Here is a 17,123-nt window from a genome sequence, read left to right as displayed (position 1 = left end):
TTTAATATTAATTACTAAAAGCCACCTTTCGGTGGCTTTTTTTTCCTTAATAAATATGAAAAAGATATTATTAATTTTAACTATCCTATTTTATGCAGGATTAACCTCTGCTCAAGAAGTTTCTGATACTTATGACCTAAATGAAGTTAAAAAGCTTGAAGAAAAATTTCAGGAGCAACACATAGTTCAAAAAGAAAAAATAGAAAACTACCTTTCTCAACATCCAAATGTTCAAAAGACTATTTTTTCAAAAAATAACAAAAAATTTCAAGTTGTAGATATTATAAACAACAAACCGGTTTATAGATCTACAGATAATGCAAATAGTGCTAGAGCTACTAAAACAAATACTCTTCATTCTGGAGGATCTTTAGGTTTAAATTTAGAAGGGCAAAATATGAATATCGGCGTTTGGGATGGCGGATATGTATTAGGTTCTCATGTTGAGTTTACAAATGCAGGAAACTCAGAATCTAGAGTAAGTTATCCAGATGCGTTTTCAAGTAACCCTCCTACAGAATTTCACGGAACACATGTTGCCGGTACAATTGGAGCTCAAGGTGTAAACCCTAATGCAAAAGGTATGGCTCCTCAATCAAATATACTTTCTTATACTTGGGATAATGATGAAGCAGAAGTTACTGCTGCAGCCGCAAACTCATTACTTATCTCTAATCATAGTTATGGGGTTCCAATTTATAATGATAATAATGAATTAAATGTACCGGTTTGGTACATGGGCTGCTATAATACTGATGCAAAAGATTGGGACGACATTTCTAATTCAATGCCATATTACTTGGCTGTTTTTTCTGCTGGTAATGACGGACAACAAAGTTACGAAGGGGGTTTTGCCTCAGGATATGACAAATTGAATGGAAATAAAAATTCAAAAAACAACTTAGTTGTCGCTAATGCTAACGCTTCTGTAAATCCTATTACAGGAGAAATAACTACTTTCTCAATTAACAATTCAAGTAGTCAAGGACCAAGTGATGACGGAAGAATAAAACCTGACATTGCAGGAGAAGGTACTGGTGTTTTCTCTACATCAAACAGTGCAAATGATGAATATGGTACTTCAACAGGTACCTCGATGGCCTCTCCTAATGTTGCTGGAAGCTTGTTATTATTACAGCAATACTACGAACAATTAAACGACAGCTATATGAGAGCTGCTACACTTAAAGGTTTAGTTTGCCACACTGCTACTGATGACAATTTTAGAGTAGGGCCAGATCCAAGATTTGGCTGGGGTCTATTAAATTCTGAAGACGCCGCACTTTTAATTGCTGATGATGTTGCAGGAATTGAAGGAAAAATTATAGAATCAACTTTAAACAATAATGCTACATTTACTATTCAAGTAACAACCAATGATCCACAATCACTTCAAGCAAGTTTAAGTTGGAATGACCCATCTGGTCAAGATATGTCGGGTTCTTTAAATTCAACTACACCTGTATTAGTTAATGATCTTGATTTAAGAATAATTGATTCAGATAATAACGAATATTTCCCTTGGAGATTAGATATTAACAATGTAAATTCTGCTGCAAATAAAGGAGATAACATTGTTGATAATATCGAGAAAGTAGATTTAAATAATTCTTCAGCAACTGCTCAAACTTATACAATTCAAGTTACACATAAAGATAATTTAGTTGGTGATGCTCAAGACTTTTCTCTAATTATAAGTGGGACTAACTCAATCGAATTATCAACTAAAAACTTGAATAAGAACAAATTATTTAATGTTTGGCCAAACCCTGCTAACAACTTTATCAATATCACTTCTGAAAAATCAGATATTTCAGATTATGATATTAATTTATATGATTTACAAGGAAGAATGATAATGAAAAACATTGACACAGAAACAGTTAATATTTCAACTTTATCCAAAGGATTATATATCTTAGATTTTAGAAATGGAAATCAATCGTTCCAGAAGAAAATTATCAAAGAATAATATAAATTCTATATTTCAAAAAAAGGCTAGCAAATTTGCTAGCCTTTTTTTATACATTTGCTTTATGAAAACATCTGAAATTTACGGTATAAAGCCTACGTTGGAAGCACTTCATGCTAATCAAACTATTGATAAAATTTTTGTTCAGAAGAATATAAAAAATGAAGGACTAAAAGAGATTATACATTTAGCTAGTGAGCAACACATTCCAGTAAGTTACGTGCCTGTTGAAAAGCTAAACAAGCTAAGTAAAAATAATAATCACCAAGGTGTTTTTGCTAAGATTTCTCCGATTAGTTACGTAAATATTGAAGATTTATTAGAAAATTCATTTTCAAAAAAAGAAGATCCTTTCTTCATTATTTTAGATGAATTAAGTGATGTAAGAAATGTTGGTGCTATTATTCGAACGGCAGAATGTACAAATGTCGATGGAATTATCACACTTAAACAAGGAGGTGCAGCCATAAACGATCAAACCGTAAAAACTTCAACAGGAGCAATTTTTAATATTCCTATTTGCAAAGTAGACCATATTAAAGATGTTTTATTTTATATGGATAGCTATCAGGTCCAAACCGTAGCAGCTACCGAGAAAACCGATCAAAGCGTTTACGAAGTAGATTTCAAAAAACCAACAGCATTAATTATGGGTAGCGAAGGGAGAGGGGTTTCTAAAAACGCCTTACAAATGGCAAAGGTTAAAGCCAAGCTACCAATGTTAGGAGAAACTTTATCGTTAAATGTATCAGTAGCTTGTGGTGCTATTTTATACGAAATGGTAAGACAACGCCAAAGCTAAAGTAAAGTCTTATTCTTTATTCTCTTTGGCTTTAAAACTATAGATAATTTTTAATTCATTATCACTAGAATCTGACTGGGTTGAGTTTTCTTCTTCAACATCTGGATAAAGTTCTGAAGTTGGAATAAAATTTCCGTTTTCGTCGAAATGTTTCATAAACTCATCCTCTTCTTCTAAATAGGATTCTTTTTCCCATTCATATTTTTTCTTTTCAACAACAATAACATTACGATAAAATAAGGCTAGTAATAAACCTGCAATAAAACCGGCTAAATGACCTTCCCAACTAATCCCGGGAACTCCTGGTAAAACTCCCCAAACTAAACTTCCGTATAAAAATACTACGATAAAAGAAAGCGACATTAAGCGGTAATGTTTCGACCAAATTCCTTTAAAAAATAAGAAGCTAGCAAACACATAAATGAGTCCGCTAGCACCAATATGATGGCTTCCCTCCTCGCCCATTAACCAGGTTAGTAAACCGCTTAGCAACCAACCCATCAAAAAAACCTTGAAAGCTAATTTCCTGTAGAAATAAAATAAAGCTAATGTGAGCAAAAATAACGGAATGGTATTGCTGTAAAGATGCTCAATACTTCCGTGAATTAGAGGAGAGAAAATTACACCTCGAAGTCCCACAAAACTATGTGGTGAAACGCCCAAGTAATTTAGTGAAAAATTAAATTTCACTTCTGCCCAATAAACGATCCAAATAATTAAAACCGAAAATAGAGGAACTCCTAAATTCACAGGATCTAAGGCTTGTATATTTTTTTCAGTCTTCATTTAATTCAAAACAAGCAAATGCTTAACCAATTTTAAAAATAGGCAAAATTGTCACATACAAATTATATTTTTGCAATATGAGTAAACCACTTGCAGAACGATTAAGACCACAAAAGTTAGAAGAATATTTAAGTCAAACTCATTTGATTGGCGAAAATGGTTCTCTAAAAAATCAGATAAAAAAAGGCATTATCCCATCGTTAATTTTATGGGGACCGCCGGGTGTTGGTAAAACTACACTTGCCAATATTATTGCCAATGAGACTGAACGACCTTTCTTCACGCTAAGTGCAATTAGCAGCGGAGTAAAAGATGTTCGTGAGGTTATTGAAAAAGCAAAAAAACAAGATGGTTTATTCACTACCAAAAACCCGATTTTATTTATTGATGAAATTCACCGATTCAGTAAATCTCAACAAGATTCGCTATTAGGTGCGGTAGAAAAAGGCTGGGTAACGTTAATTGGCGCTACAACAGAGAATCCTAGTTTTGAAGTGATTCCTGCATTACTGTCCAGATGTCAGGTTTATATTCTTAAAGAATTTTCTAAAGAAGACTTAATTCAGCTTTTAGAAAGAGCGATGACTGAAGATAAAGTTATGGCTAGTTATGAGATTAATATCAAAGAAAGTGAAGCACTTTTGAAAATGAGCGGCGGCGATGCTCGAAAATTGCTGAACATTTTTGAATTGATTGTCACTTCAGAAGACGCTAAAAAAGTGACGATCACCAATGATATGGTCGAACACAAAATTCAGAAAAACACGGTTCGCTACGATAAAACCGGAGAGCAACACTACGATATTATTTCAGCTTTTATTAAATCGATTCGTGGTAGTGATCCTAACGCAGCGGTGTATTGGTTAGCGAGAATGATCGAAGGAGGCGAAGATGTAAAATTTATTGCTAGAAGAATGCTTATTTTGGCAAGTGAAGATATTGGGAATGCCAACCCAACAGCGCTACAAGTTGCGTTAAACACCTTTCAATCGGTGAGAATGATCGGTTATCCTGAAGCTCGAATTATTTTAAGTCAATGTGCTATTTATTTAGCGACTTCAGCAAAAAGTAATGCCAGTTATATGGCACTCAATTACGCTCAACAATTGGTTAAACAAACAGGAGATCTTTCGGTACCGTTAGACATTAGAAATGCGCCAACCAAACTTATGAAAGATCTAGGCTACGGAAAAGATTACAAGTATGCGCACAACTATGAAAACAACTTTACGCAAGCTGAATTTTTACCGGAAGAAATAAAAAATACAACACTATACGAACCGGGAAATAATAAAAGAGAAAAAGCTCTAAGGGAATACCTTAAAGCTTTATGGAAGGGCAAATATGAATATTAATTTATTCGACTCTGTAGAGTGTAGCCTTTTCAACTTTACCTGAAGCATTATTAAAATATTCGACTTCCAAATCTCCATCGTCGTTAATCACTAACGTACCATTAATGGTATCTGAGTTAAACAATAAGGAGTTATTACTCGTTACATTAATAAAAGCTTTTTTCTCGGCCGTTGCGGTATTGGTTAAAATATAACCGGCTTCAATTTTACTTATGCTATATTCTTCATTGAAAAGTGAATAAGTACCAATCAATTTTTCTTTGACGGTTTCTTCAAAGCTTTTTGTTTCCTTTTTTGGTTCTTTTTTAATTGGGGATTTTTGTTCTCCTTCTTCAAATTTTGAAGAATCATAAGAATTTTTACCGTTGTATTCGTAATAAAAATTAGATCCTTCAAATATCTCAAAAGCCTTATACAAAGCATCATGATAAGATTCTTTAAAATCTTTTACTTTGCTCTGTCCTTCTGATTCAAATATAATCTGATTATTACAATCTCTAAAAATCAAATTCAATTCGGTCTGTAAGGAAAAAAATGATTCTGATTCACTTTGCAAATCTACATATAATGCCAAACAGTTATTAAATTTCAAATCTTTAGGCTTATCCTCAACATCCATAAATGTCTCAAAACCCTGTTCATTTAAAAGATGTTTAACAAGTGAATTTATTAAATATTCGTTATCCTTTTTTTGAAATTTAAACTGAATCGGAATCACTACATATTTAAAATAATTAAGATCTTCCAGCTCTTGCGTTTCTTGAGCTTTTATTTGGGTTGAAAAAACCATCGCGATCAACCCAATTAGTAATAAACTAATCTTTTTCATTTCTATAATATCTCTAAAAGTTGTTTTAATTGATTTACTTTTTTTCCTGAATAATCGTTCACATTTTCACCATCAAATAAAATAGAACTCATTCCAAATTTTTCGGCGCCCAAAATATCGGCTTCAATATTATCGCCAATCATCACACTTTGCTCCGGATGAGCGTTTGCTTTTTGTAGCGCATATTCAAAAATTTCCGGATGCGGCTTTTTAACGCCTACTTCTTCTGAAGTGGTAATTGTTCTAAAATAATGATCGATCTTGCTATTGTTCAGTTTTAAATTCTGAACTTCAGAAAAACCATTGGTAATAACGTGCAACGTGTACTTTTGTTGTAGTTTTTCTAAGGTATGTTGAGCATCATCAAATAAATAATTATTATTCGGTAGATGCGCAATATAATCTTCAGATAAATTATGAATCTGCTCTTGGCTTACCTGCATTGCCAATTCTGTAAACGTATCGTTTAGCCTACCGTAACGCAAGTCTGCTTTCGTTACTAAATTATTTCTGTACTTGCCCCAATAAAAATTATTAATGGGTATGTAAGTCTTCAAAAATGTTGTGATATCGATTTGAAGGTCATTCTTCTTAAAAATTTCTGTAAAAGCCAAGGCTGAATTTCTTTCAAAATCCCAAAGTGTGTGATCTAAATCGAAAAAAATATGAGCTACTTTATTCGTTTTCATTAATCATTTTTATTAAATCTAATATTTTTCCGTCTTTTTGCGAGTCTTTAAAATCTGAATTTTTAAACACTACAGAAAGTGTTCCGTTTACTTGTTTTACGTTATTTTTTAAGTTTTCAAGCGTTTTTTTCATCTCGAAGTATGAATAATCTTCAAACGCATAACTATTTACTGCCGGCGGATGAATAACAAGTGGTGAGATTCTTTCAAAATTAATATCGTAAAATAAAAACGAACTGCAAGTTCCGGCTCTAAAACCGGGAACATCGACAAATGCCATCGAAAAATCTTCTTTGATCTCTAGCTTATCAAAATTGTTATACAAGTCGGGTAAATTAATATCGAAAAAATGACTCAAACACATTTCTAACGGACGGTTTACAATCGCCTCCCACCTATTTTTTTCTAATTTAAGTGTCTTAATTTTAGATAGGGCTTCAAATCCCGGTAATAAACCGATTTTCCCATAATCTCCCATCGATTTAATAAGCGCGTGGTAATTGATTTTATTATAACTAATATTTTTACTGTGTACGCTGTAATTACTTAGCTGAAACATAAAATACCAGTCTAATTTTTCTTGTTTAGAAAAATGAATAAGCTCGTCGTAAATATCGTAAGGGTCATTTTTTAAATACAATAAAACTTCTAAACGCTCCAGAAACATATTCATATTAAAACTGAATAAATCTCGAATGCTCGCACCAATACTTCTTACAATTCCTTTTTTCTTGTATTTGTAAGCTTCTGCAACTGCTAAAATATTTTTAGTGTTATAGGTTCTGGTAGGAAATTCTAAATAATCGAAACGCTCAATGAGTTTCAATTTAAATTTTAAAGCCCAAATATCGACTACAGGTTGATCTAAGAATTTTTTTCTATAAGCTAAGCTTTCTGAAGAAGGATATCGACCGTGCTCATCTTTTACGTGCGGCAAATATTCTTCATAGCGACTCAACATATAAAAAGAAGCCGCAAAAATATCGAAAGGTAAATCGCTTTCTTTTGAAGTTCTAAAAAAACAAACAGTATTTTCCCATTTAGAAACGCGCACCTCAACATCGGTAAAACCTTGTTCAGACAATAATCCGGAAGATTGAATAAACAATTCGTTACCCAATTTTTGTTTTCCATAGGAGAGTTTCATGCCTTCGTAAGCAATAAACTCTTCAATTTTAGAAGTAAACTTAACTTTTAAACCTAAAATATGCGTACAAATATGCCTGAATGTATAATTAATTCTAGGCGTAACTGCACTTACATAAATTAATAATTTAGGCGAATCGCTCATAAAATGCCTTCGTTTGCAAAGCTAAAATAGGACTTTTGCGTCACAATTAAATGGTCTAGCACTTTAATATCTAAACTTTCTCCGGCAAGTTTTAATTTTCGAGTGAGTTGCTTATCGGCTTCGCTTGGTTTTAAAGTTCCTGAAGGATGGTTATGCGCTAAAATTACAGACGTCGCGCCTACTTCTAAAGCGTTTTTAAACGCCAGGCGAACATCGACTAAAGTACCGGTCATTCCGCCTTTACTTAATTGAAGTTTCTGTAAAATTTTATTAGAATTATTTAAATAAAGAATCCAGAATTCTTCGTGACCTAAATCGCCGATTATAGGTTGCATGACTTCAAAAACAGCATCTGCCGATGTAATTTGTTTTCGTTGCACGGCTTCTTCTCCTCTTCTTCGCCTTCCTAATTCCATCGCAGCGACGATCGTGATTGCCTTCGCCTCTCCTATTCCTTTAAATTTGGTGAGTTGTTGCACAGAAAGTTTACCGAGTTCATTCAGTTTATTTTCAGAAGCAGCTAAAATACGTTTAGATAATTGTACTGCGCTTTCTTCTCTACTACCGGAACCTATTAAGATCGCGATCAGCTCTGCATCACTCAAACTCATTTTCCCTTTCTGAAGTAATTTTTCTCGCGGCCGATCTCCTTCTGCCCAATATTTAATTGAAAAAGGTTTATTTTCTTGCATTCTTAAAGATAAGAACAAAAATTTAAAACCAAGAAACTACTCCAAATAATCAGAAAATTTTCAAAAGAAGAATGGGGCAAAATGCAATAAAGATTTATTTCATCACTTTACCCAATTCAGCAATTAAATCCATTCTTTTACTTGATCAAAATCTAATCCGCCGTAATTACCGCTACTCATAAATAAAATGACGGAGTTGGTAAATGCTTCGGTTTTTAAATATTCTTGAAATAGTTGCGGATTTGTATATACTTTTAAATTCTTATGCTGAAAAGCCTCTTCTATCTGTTTTGCATCTATTTCCTGAAGATTTTTAAGCTGAACCGCTTCCGGTGAATAAAAAACTATGGCTTTATCGGCCGCAGCTAACGAGTCTTTATATTGCTGAAGAAATTCTGCATTAAGACTGCTATAGGTATGCAATTCTAAACAAGCTACTAAATCTTTTTCAGGATATTGTTGCTTTACGGCTTCTGTGGTTGCTTTTACTTTTGAAGGACTATGCGCAAAATCTTTAAAAGCCAGCGTACCGCGTAAATCTGAGATTTTCTCTAAACGTTTTGAAGCTCCTTTGAACGTAGCAATTGCCTCATAAAAATCTTCTTCATCGATTCCCATATGCTGGCAAATCCATTTGGCGCCGGCAAGATTGTTTAGGTTATGTTCTCCAAACACTTCGATTGGCATATCTCCTTCGGGTGTCTTTAAAAAAGTTTCGCCATCTTCTACAAAATATTCCGGAGTAACATATGGGTGTTTTCGGGTTGGTTTTGTAGCACTTTCAGCAATTTGTTTTACTAAAGGATCTTCTTCATTATACACCAAAATACTACCATTTACCATTGAATCTGTAAACAGTTTAAACTGCTCAACATAATTTTCAAACGTCGGGAAAACATTAATATGATCCCAAGCGATACCACTTAATAGAGCAATGTTAGGTTGATATAAATGAAATTTTGGTCGACGATCGATCGGTGAAGATAAATACTCATCGCCCTCTAACAACATAAAATCATTCTCATCGGTGAGATGAACCATCGTATCGAAACCTTCTAATTGCGCGCCTACCATAAAATCGACTTCTTTATCGTGGTAATGCAACACGTGCAAAATCATTGAAGTAATAGTTGTTTTACCGTGAGAACCGCCAATAACCACACGAGTTTTATCTTTACTTTGTTCGTATAAAAACTCCGGGTAAGAATAAATTTTTAAGCCTAATTCTTGCGCTTTCTTTAGCTCCGGATTGTCTTCTTTAGCGTGCATTCCTAAAATTACCGCGTCAATAGCTGAAGAAATTTTTTCGGGAAACCATCCCATTTCTTCCGGTAATAATTCAGCTTTTTCTAATCTCGATTTCGAAGGTTCAAAAATCGCATCATCGCTTCCGGTTACTTCATCTCCTTTTTCGTGTAAAGCTAATGCAAGGTTATGCATAGCGCTACCGCCAATCGCAATAAAATGTACGCGCATAGAATAGTTTTTTGGTTGTAAAATGTAAAGATATTAATTCATCGCCGATTATCAATAACAGAAAGCTTTGAGATTATTGATCATCGTATTTTAGTAAAAATTCAGCAGAAAAATTTAGATTAAGAAAATTTACTTACAAAAGAAGACCAGTTGGTGTTGGGATGTACTTTTTTAGCTTCTTCTAACAGATCTTTAGCTTTGTGATGCTCATTCGTTCTGTCTAAATACAATTCTAACAATTTCTCATAGCAAGTTACAGAACCTCCTACTTTCAACGCATTTTTATAATAGGTTTCAGCCAGCTCAAATTCTTCTTCTTCTTTTGCAATAAAACCTTTTGCCAACCAACCGTCTACGTCACTAATTTCCTGTAGTTGATGCGCATATTTATAAGAAGTTTCTGCACTTCCGCCTAAAATTCCGGGGAGTTTCATATACAATTCGACCAAAGCCCAACGTGCTTCAATGTGTGTTGCATCTAATATTGCCGCCCGTTTTAAATAATGTTTGATGTCTGAAATATAAAAAGCGGCTTGCATTTTAGATAACGTAAGTGCCTTCATCCCTAAAGCGCCGCCGTATTTAAAATTATAATTGGCGTTATCGGGATATTTTTCAACTAAAGCTTCATAAAAATCTAAAGCCTCGTCCCATTCTTTTTGGTGCGCAGCAATATCTCCTAAATACTCTTGTGACTTTGCAAATTGTTGAGATGAAGTGGAAACTTGCTGAAATTCTTTTTTAGCTGAATTCCATTTTTCGGCTTCAAAAAATTTTTCTCCTTTTTCAAAAGAAGTTTGCGCGTTTACAGAAACGCTTATTAAAATGAATAGGTATAAAAGTTGTTTTCTCACAGGCTAAAAATAACAAAAGTGCTGCCAAAGTTGCTGAATATTTCAAAAAATACGTTTTCGGCAAAAATTGATAATAATCTGTATCTTTAAACAAATTACCAATCTTATGAAAAAAGTTTACCTGCTAAGCCTGTGTTGTCTGTTGGTCACACAAGTTCATTATGCGCAACAAAAATTTGATAAATGGTGGGATGAAATTGAAGAATTGGAGCTGCAAGGTAAATCGGTAAGTGCGCTCGAAAGAGCTGAGAAGATTAAACGCAAAGCCGACCGAAAAGAGAACCCGCAACAGTTTCTAAAGGCTTTTCTCTATGTTGCCAAGTATAAATTGATCTTAAAAAAAGATAGCGAAGAAGAAGTTTACCAAGATTTTTTAACTGAAATTGAAGATCAAAATGCTCCTACCCGACAAGTGCTTTATTCGTTTTTAGCAGAAAGTTTAAACGATTATTATAAAGAAAACCGTTACCGCATCAATCAACGTACAAACACAGACTCGATTGCAAGGGATTTTTTAACGTGGAGTAAAGACGATTTTCAATCGAAGATCATGAGTTACTATCAAAAATCGCTTTCTTCGGAACAAAAACTTATCGAAACTCCGCTAAAAGATTTTACCGAAATTTTAAACTACGGAGAGAATTATAACAACTATCGAAGTACACTTTACGATGTTCTTGCCAATCGTTACCTCACCTTTTTAAAACATCACAGCTATAATCCGGAAAATAAAAAATCGCATTATCTCATCGAAACTGAGTTTTACGGTTTACCAAAAGATTTTGTTTCGATCGATCTTTCAGCTTACGAAGATGGCTCTCAAAAGATGGAAATTTTAAAAACCTATCAAGATCTTACGCGCTTGCATCTTCAACAGAAAAATACACTTTCGGTAGTGATCACCACCTTAGAGCGACTTGAGTATTTAAAGGAAAAAGGCTCGTATTCTACTCCTAAAGAAAATTATAAAGAAGCGCTGCTGAAGTATTTAAACGCGGTAAACACTCCAAAAGAAAAAGCTTGGATACATTATAAATTAGCTGAATTTTACTATCAAAACGCAAACAAGAAAACGAATCCAGATTACCTCAACAAAAGTCTTTCTCAGGTTGAAAAAATTAAAGACTTGCTCCCCAACTCACATCCCGGCAAACAGGCTTTAAAAATTGAACGCGCAATTACTTCTTCGCAAATCACGATTAAAACCAAACAAAAACCATTACCCCATCGTAAGTTTCGTGCGTTGGTTAATTTTAAAAATACCGACAGTTTATATTTAAGAATTTATCAAATTCCGCATAAAATTTTAACGCAATACGATTATAGTCAAGATTCTTTAGCGCGAGATTTATATAGAAATACGAAAATTTTTCAGCAACAAGAATTTCAGCTTCCGAAAATTGAAAATCATTTTTCTTATTCTACAGAACTCTTGCTAGATGAATTGCCTGTAGGAAACTATGTATTGCTTTTTAGTAAGGCTAAAGTGATCGATCTTGAAAAATCTGATTATCAATTTCAGCAATTACAAATTACGAATCTTTCTTATACCAACTTCGACTTTCAGGAAGACCAACAATTATTCGTTACTAACCGAACAACCGGGCAGCCGCTAGAAAATGTAAAAGTTTTTCTTAAAAATAAGCAGAAAAAAATCTACACTACCAATCAAGATGGTTTGGTAAAAATACATCAGAAACCTAAAAGCTATTATCAACAAGAATCTATTATCTTAATTAGTAAAAATGACACTTTATATTCAGAAGTTACTTTTCGTAAAAAAAATTATCAAAGCAGTAGCGATGAGCAAAAACCTGAAATAAGAAGTCATTTATTTACTGATCGCGGCATTTACCGACCGGGGCAAACCATTTATTTTAAAGGAATTCTCTCCTTCCAAAGTAAAATCGAAAGAAAAGTAGTTCCTAATGAGCGTGTTTATGTAAAGTTATACGATGAAAATTACGATTTGGTAGATAGTCTTAGTTTAAGAACGAATGAATTTGGCTCTGTACAAGGTGAATTTAAGATCCCGAAAAATATAATAACCGGAGAGTTTGAAATTACTATAGATGAAGATTTCGAGGAAAACTCTCCTTATTATGATGTTTATTTTAACGATACGTATGCAGAGGTTAGAGTTGAAGAATACAAACGTCCAAAATTTGAAGTTATATTCAACGATATCGATTCAACCTACGTACTCAACGATTCTGTTCAATTAAAAGGAAAAGCCAAAGCATTTTTTGGAGGCAATATTACTAATGCACAAGTAAAATACACCGTTGAGCGAAAACTGAATTATAATTATCGTTATAATTACTCATATCATAGCAGATCTTCTGAACGTCTAACTACCGGAGAAACCACCACCGATGCAAAAGGAAATTTCACTATCGATTTTAAAGCTATTCCCGATGAAGCTATTGATAGTGATTTTCAACCAACTTTCACGTATTCTATAGAAGCTACAGTAACCGATGTAAATGGAGAAACACATACGGCATCGCAAAATATTCGCGTTGGTTATCACGCTACAGAAATTTCGATTCAAGCGCCATACGAAACTATAATTGGAGAAAAGCAAGAACTAAAAATATACGCTCGAGATCTCAATAATTTAGCATCGAAAGCTGAAGGTGAACTTAAAGTTTATAAATATGTGAAGCCAAACCGAATTCTAACAAAAAGAAGTTGGGCTGCTCCCGAGATTCAGCAAATTCCGAAAGAAAAATTTATAAAACATTTCCCGTTTACGCCTTATGACAGTTTAGACCTTAAAGAAAATTGGCCTAAAAAACTCATCAATACCATCCCGTTAAAAATAGATTCTTTGGCTACTTTACAAATTGATGATTACAAAGAAGAATGGAGAACTGGAGATTATGTATTTGAATTTAAAGGAAAAGGAAAGTTAGGTTACGAAGTTGAAGCAGAAACCAAAAAATCGATCAAAAACCCGAAAGATAAACTTGACCAATTTGATAAAAATTTCATCAACTACACTTACGATTTAAAGGAAGTAAAAGGTAAAAAAGAAGTGAATTTCAAATTTACTACGCTACTAGATAGCCTTCCTATTTTAGTGAATCTAGCTTTTGATGACACTTTGGTTAAACAAGAAATATTTCAGCTCAAGAAAGGAGAAAATTCTTTCACTTACACCATTTCAAAAGCAACCGAGAATATTTATCTAGAATACGTATGTAACCGATTGGGCTATTATTTTAAAGAGAGAAAAAGTGTCAATTTACCTCAACCTGTAAATACTAAAGAAAACCTTGAGTTTGAAGTTATCCATTTTAAAAACAAATTAGAACCAGGCAGTCAAGAAACTTGGCGATTAAAAGTGCTCGATCATCATAAAAAGCCGGCAAACGCCGAAGTTTTAGCCAGTATGTATGATGCAAGTTTAGATGAGTTTGTTTCTCATAATTGGAATACACAACTTTATAGAACTCCGTATTCTTACAAAGGAAATGGTTTACCAAATTCAAGTATTCATTTAAATAATTATTACACCAATAATTTTCACAAAAGCAATTATTACACACCAAATCATTACAGCTATTCGTTAAGTTATAGTTTCTTTCAAAATTTTGGTTATCATTTTACGAATACTACAAATACGAATAAAGTTTATCTTAACCAGTTAATTAAAGAAATTCAAGAAAGAGCTTCCAAAAATGATAATGTCTCAAAAAAAGTCACCGAACTGGATGAAGTCCTAGTAACAGCTTACGGTAACCAAAGAAAAGAAAGCTTAACTGGGAGTGTTACTCAAGTACAAAATAACTCTCCAGGTGTTCAAAATTCTAACGATTCTTCAAGCATAGTTTTAAGAGGAGTTGGTTCAATTAACGGTAATGCCGAACCTCTTTTCGTAGTAGATGGTGTTCCTGTTTCTGAGAATGAATATAAAAAGTTAGCAACTGAAAATATTACATCTGTCAATGTGCTCAAAGACGCAAGCGCAACTGCTCTTTACGGTTCTCGAGCAGCTAATGGAGTGATCATTATTACCACCAAAGCTGCGGAAGAAGAATTGCAACAAGTAGAAACACGAACCAATTTAAAAGAAACCGCTTTTTTCTTTCCACAGTTAAAAACCAACAAAAAAGGAGAAGTGATCTTTGAGTTTGAAAGTCCGGAAGCCTTAACCCGTTGGAATTTTCAGGCTTTTGCGCATGATAAAAATCTGCATCAGGCCAAGCTTGATTTGACAACGATCACACAAAAAGACCTCAACATTATTCCAAACTTTCCGCGATTTTTTAGAAGCAAGGATACGCTTGTGATTTCTGCGAAAGTGAACAATCTATCAAAAAAAGTACTCAACGGAATGATTCAATTAGAATTTACCGATGAAGTGACGCAAGAAAAAATAAAACTGGTCACCGATAAAAACACCATCAAAAACTTTCAAATTCCTCCAAAAGGAAATACCGAAGTGAGTTGGACGCTTTTTATTCCCGAAGGACTTTCAGCAGCGCGTTATCGCATTGTCGCTAAAGCCGGAAATTTTTCAGACGGAGAAGAAAGTATTATTCCGGTCTTATCGAACCGCATTTTTATTACAGAAACGCTTCCGATCTGGGTGAATCCGAAGGAGAAGAAAAGTATCACTTTCAACAACCTTAAAAACAATACTTCAACCACGCTAGAAAATCATCAACTGGTTTTTGAATATACGTCGAACCCGGCGTGGACAAGCTTGCAAGCGCTTCCGTATTTAATTGAATATCCGCACGATTGTGCCGAACAGACTTTCTCTAAAATGTTCGCCAATTATTTAACAACGGTTCTTTTAGAGAAAAATCCGGAAATTCAGCAAACGCTTCAGCAATGGAAGGCCAATAAAACCGAGCTTTCGCCCTTCAATACCAATGAAGAATTAAAGCAAATCGTGTTGCAAGAAACGCCTTGGTTAAAAGATGCAGAAACTGAAGAAGAGCAACAAAAACGTTTGGCGCAATTACTCGACATTCAAGAAACAAAAGCCAAAACTCAACAGGCATTAAATAAATTGTCTGAGCTTCAATTAAGTTCCGGAGCTTTCCCTTGGTTTAGCGGCGGCCGAGCCAACAGGGCGATCTCTTTACACATTTTAAAAGGAATGGGAAGATTGCTAAAAATCGCACCAGAATTAGAAGATAACGATACGTTTGACGATATTTCGATCGATCTGATCGATTATTTAGATGAAAAGTTTCTGAATCAAGACTTTAAACGAAAAGATTTTAATTTCTACCACAGCGATCTTAACTATGTGTACGCAAGAAGTTTTTTCGAAGGTTTTAAAGATGAAAAATTTGATGCGTTTAAAACCTTATTATTAGAAGATTTCGATAAAAAATGGATCACACTTTCGATTCAGTCAAAACTTACGTTAGCAATGGTTGCGCATCGTTACGAGAAACAAAAACTAGCGAAAAATATTTTGGCCTCGCTCAAAGAAAATGCCGTTATCGATGCTGAACACGGAATGTATTGGAAAGAGGTCGTTAACAGTCGTGCTTGGTATAACGCACCGATCGCCACGCAAGCTTTAGCCATCGAAGCTTTTACAGAAATAGATAAAGATGAAGAAAGCATCAATCAATTGAAAACTTGGTTACTTCGGAACAAAAAAACCGAAGCTTGGAGTTCTACCAAAGCGACGACCGAAGCGGTTTATGCATTGCTTATTCAAGGAGATCAAGACTATGTAAATGCGGAAGCTCCAAAAATTAAGATCGGTGATCAAAAATTAATTTTAGGCAATAATAACAAGGCCGGATATGTAAAAACGCGGTTTTCTGCGGAAGAAATTACTCCAGAAATGGCTGAAGTTGAAATTAAAAATAACTCAGATTCGCCACAATACGGAGCGATGTATTGGCAGTATTTTGAAGAAGCTGATCAGGTAAAAGCCAACAACCAAACCGAACTTTCTATTGAAAAAGAACTGTTTAAAAAAGTAGAAAGTAACGAAGGAACAACGTTAGTGAGTTTAGATAAAACTTCTTTAAAAATTGGCGATTTGGTAACGGTAAGATTGGTGATGAAGGCGAAAGAAAATTTTAGTTTTATGCATTTAAAAGATATGCGCGCCGCAGGTTTAGAACCGGTAGATGTACTTTCTACCTACAAATGGCAAGATGGTTTAGGTTATTATCAAAGTACAAAAGATGTTGCAACGCACTTTTTCTTTGATGAAATTAGCCAAGGAACTTATGTTTTTGAATATGATTTACGCGTCAACAATCCCGGCAATTTCTCTAACGGAATCTCACAATTGCAAAGTATGTACGCCCCGGAGTTTAAAGTGCAAACCGAAGGAAGCCGAGTAGAGTTGAAGAAGAATTAATATAAAAGTCAGCTTGTACCTAGATGCA

The 17,123-nt window shown here is 34.1% G+C and carries 11 protein-coding genes; 4 read left to right on the top strand and 7 right to left on the bottom strand.

The genetic code is table 11. The features are described from left to right. Positions 1 to 55 precede the first annotated feature (55 nt). Positions 56 to 1,972, top strand: a complete 1,917-nt coding sequence (locus tag G551_RS0109250) for a S8 family serine peptidase (protein WP_027885315.1) — start codon at positions 56 to 58, stop codon at positions 1,970 to 1,972. A gap of 64 nt (positions 1,973 to 2,036) precedes the next feature. Continuing rightward, positions 2,037 to 2,774, top strand: a complete 738-nt coding sequence (rlmB, locus tag G551_RS0109245; protein WP_027885314.1) for a 23S rRNA (guanosine(2251)-2'-O)-methyltransferase RlmB — start codon at positions 2,037 to 2,039, stop codon at positions 2,772 to 2,774. A gap of 9 nt (positions 2,775 to 2,783) precedes the next feature. On the opposite strand, the gene G551_RS0109240 is transcribed toward rlmB, so the two are convergent. Beyond that, the gene (locus G551_RS0109240) at positions 2,784 to 3,560 is read right to left on the bottom strand and encodes a rhomboid family intramembrane serine protease (protein WP_027885313.1); all 777 of its coding nucleotides are present in this window, start codon (positions 3,558 to 3,560) and stop codon (positions 2,784 to 2,786) included. A 77-nt stretch (positions 3,561 to 3,637) separates the two neighbouring features. On the opposite strand from G551_RS0109240, the gene G551_RS0109235 reads away from it, so the two are divergent. Beyond that, positions 3,638 to 4,915, top strand: a complete 1,278-nt coding sequence (locus tag G551_RS0109235) for a replication-associated recombination protein A (RefSeq protein ID WP_027885312.1) — start codon at positions 3,638 to 3,640, stop codon at positions 4,913 to 4,915. Position 4,916: 1 nt separating this feature from the next. On the opposite strand, the gene G551_RS0109230 is transcribed toward G551_RS0109235, so the two are convergent. The 6 genes from G551_RS0109230 to G551_RS0109205 all read right to left on the bottom strand — a co-directional run bounded on the left by G551_RS0109230 (position 4,917) and on the right by G551_RS0109205 (position 10,746). After that, positions 4,917 to 5,705, bottom strand: coding sequence for a hypothetical protein (locus G551_RS0109230; RefSeq protein ID WP_156876774.1), 789 nt, complete (start codon positions 5,703 to 5,705; stop codon positions 4,917 to 4,919). A gap of 41 nt (positions 5,706 to 5,746) precedes the next feature. Continuing rightward, positions 5,747 to 6,433, bottom strand: coding sequence for a YjjG family noncanonical pyrimidine nucleotidase (locus G551_RS0109225; protein ID WP_027885310.1), 687 nt, complete (start codon positions 6,431 to 6,433; stop codon positions 5,747 to 5,749). Beyond that, complete coding sequence (locus tag G551_RS0109220) at positions 6,420 to 7,724, bottom strand: polysaccharide deacetylase family protein (RefSeq protein WP_036243614.1); 1,305 nt, start codon at positions 7,722 to 7,724, stop codon at positions 6,420 to 6,422. Before G551_RS0109220 ends, G551_RS0109225 begins: the two co-directional genes overlap by 14 nt. Continuing rightward, positions 7,721 to 8,416: a RadC family protein gene (gene radC / locus G551_RS0109215; protein ID WP_027885308.1), complete on the bottom strand. Its 696-nt coding sequence runs from the start codon at positions 8,414 to 8,416 to the stop codon at positions 7,721 to 7,723. The genes G551_RS0109220 and radC overlap by 4 nt, the downstream gene beginning before the upstream one ends. 123 nt (positions 8,417 to 8,539) lie before the next feature. Then, positions 8,540 to 9,892 carry a UDP-N-acetylmuramate--L-alanine ligase gene (locus G551_RS0109210; protein WP_027885307.1) on the bottom strand — a complete coding sequence of 451 codons (1,353 nt, stop codon included), beginning with the start codon at positions 9,890 to 9,892 and terminating at the stop codon, positions 8,540 to 8,542. Between the two features lie 119 nt (positions 9,893 to 10,011). Next, entirely contained in the window at positions 10,012 to 10,746 is a 735-nt protein-coding gene (locus G551_RS0109205) for a tetratricopeptide repeat protein (protein ID WP_027885306.1), read from the bottom strand. Positions 10,747 to 10,852: 106 nt separating this feature from the next. Here G551_RS0109205 and G551_RS0109200 point away from each other — a divergent pair, with 106 nt between their 5' ends. Further along, complete coding sequence (locus G551_RS0109200; protein ID WP_084626393.1) at positions 10,853 to 17,095, top strand: alpha-2-macroglobulin family protein; 6,243 nt, start codon at positions 10,853 to 10,855, stop codon at positions 17,093 to 17,095. Positions 17,096 to 17,123 lie beyond the last annotated feature (28 nt).

The organism is Mesonia mobilis DSM 19841 (assembly GCF_000423405.1).
GTDB classification, from domain to species: Bacteria; Bacteroidota; Bacteroidia; order Flavobacteriales; family Flavobacteriaceae; genus Mesonia; species Mesonia mobilis.
Note: the sequence above shows the minus strand (reverse complement) of the source record. Positions and strands in the feature narration are given on the sequence as shown.

What these genes read in the sequence shown, in the direction of transcription:
- G551_RS0109220 (WP_036243614.1), bottom strand. Translation starts at nt 7,724, where the DNA reads ATGAGCGATTCGCCTAAATTATTAATTTATGTAAGTGCAGTTACGCCT.
- G551_RS0109230 (WP_156876774.1), bottom strand. Translation starts at nt 5,705, where the DNA reads ATGGTTTTTTCAACCCAAATAAAAGCTCAAGAAACGCAAGAGCTGGAA.
- G551_RS0109210 (WP_027885307.1), bottom strand. Translation starts at nt 9,892, where the DNA reads ATGCGCGTACATTTTATTGCGATTGGCGGTAGCGCTATGCATAACCTT.
- G551_RS0109225 (WP_027885310.1), bottom strand. Translation starts at nt 6,433, where the DNA reads ATGAAAACGAATAAAGTAGCTCATATTTTTTTCGATTTAGATCACACA.
- rlmB (WP_027885314.1), top strand. Translation starts at nt 2,037, where the DNA reads ATGAAAACATCTGAAATTTACGGTATAAAGCCTACGTTGGAAGCACTT.
- radC (WP_027885308.1), bottom strand. Translation starts at nt 8,416, where the DNA reads ATGCAAGAAAATAAACCTTTTTCAATTAAATATTGGGCAGAAGGAGAT.
- G551_RS0109235 (WP_027885312.1), top strand. Translation starts at nt 3,638, where the DNA reads ATGAGTAAACCACTTGCAGAACGATTAAGACCACAAAAGTTAGAAGAA.
- G551_RS0109240 (WP_027885313.1), bottom strand. Translation starts at nt 3,560, where the DNA reads ATGAAGACTGAAAAAAATATACAAGCCTTAGATCCTGTGAATTTAGGA.
- G551_RS0109200 (WP_084626393.1), top strand. Translation starts at nt 10,853, where the DNA reads ATGAAAAAAGTTTACCTGCTAAGCCTGTGTTGTCTGTTGGTCACACAA.
- G551_RS0109250 (WP_027885315.1), top strand. Translation starts at nt 56, where the DNA reads ATGAAAAAGATATTATTAATTTTAACTATCCTATTTTATGCAGGATTA.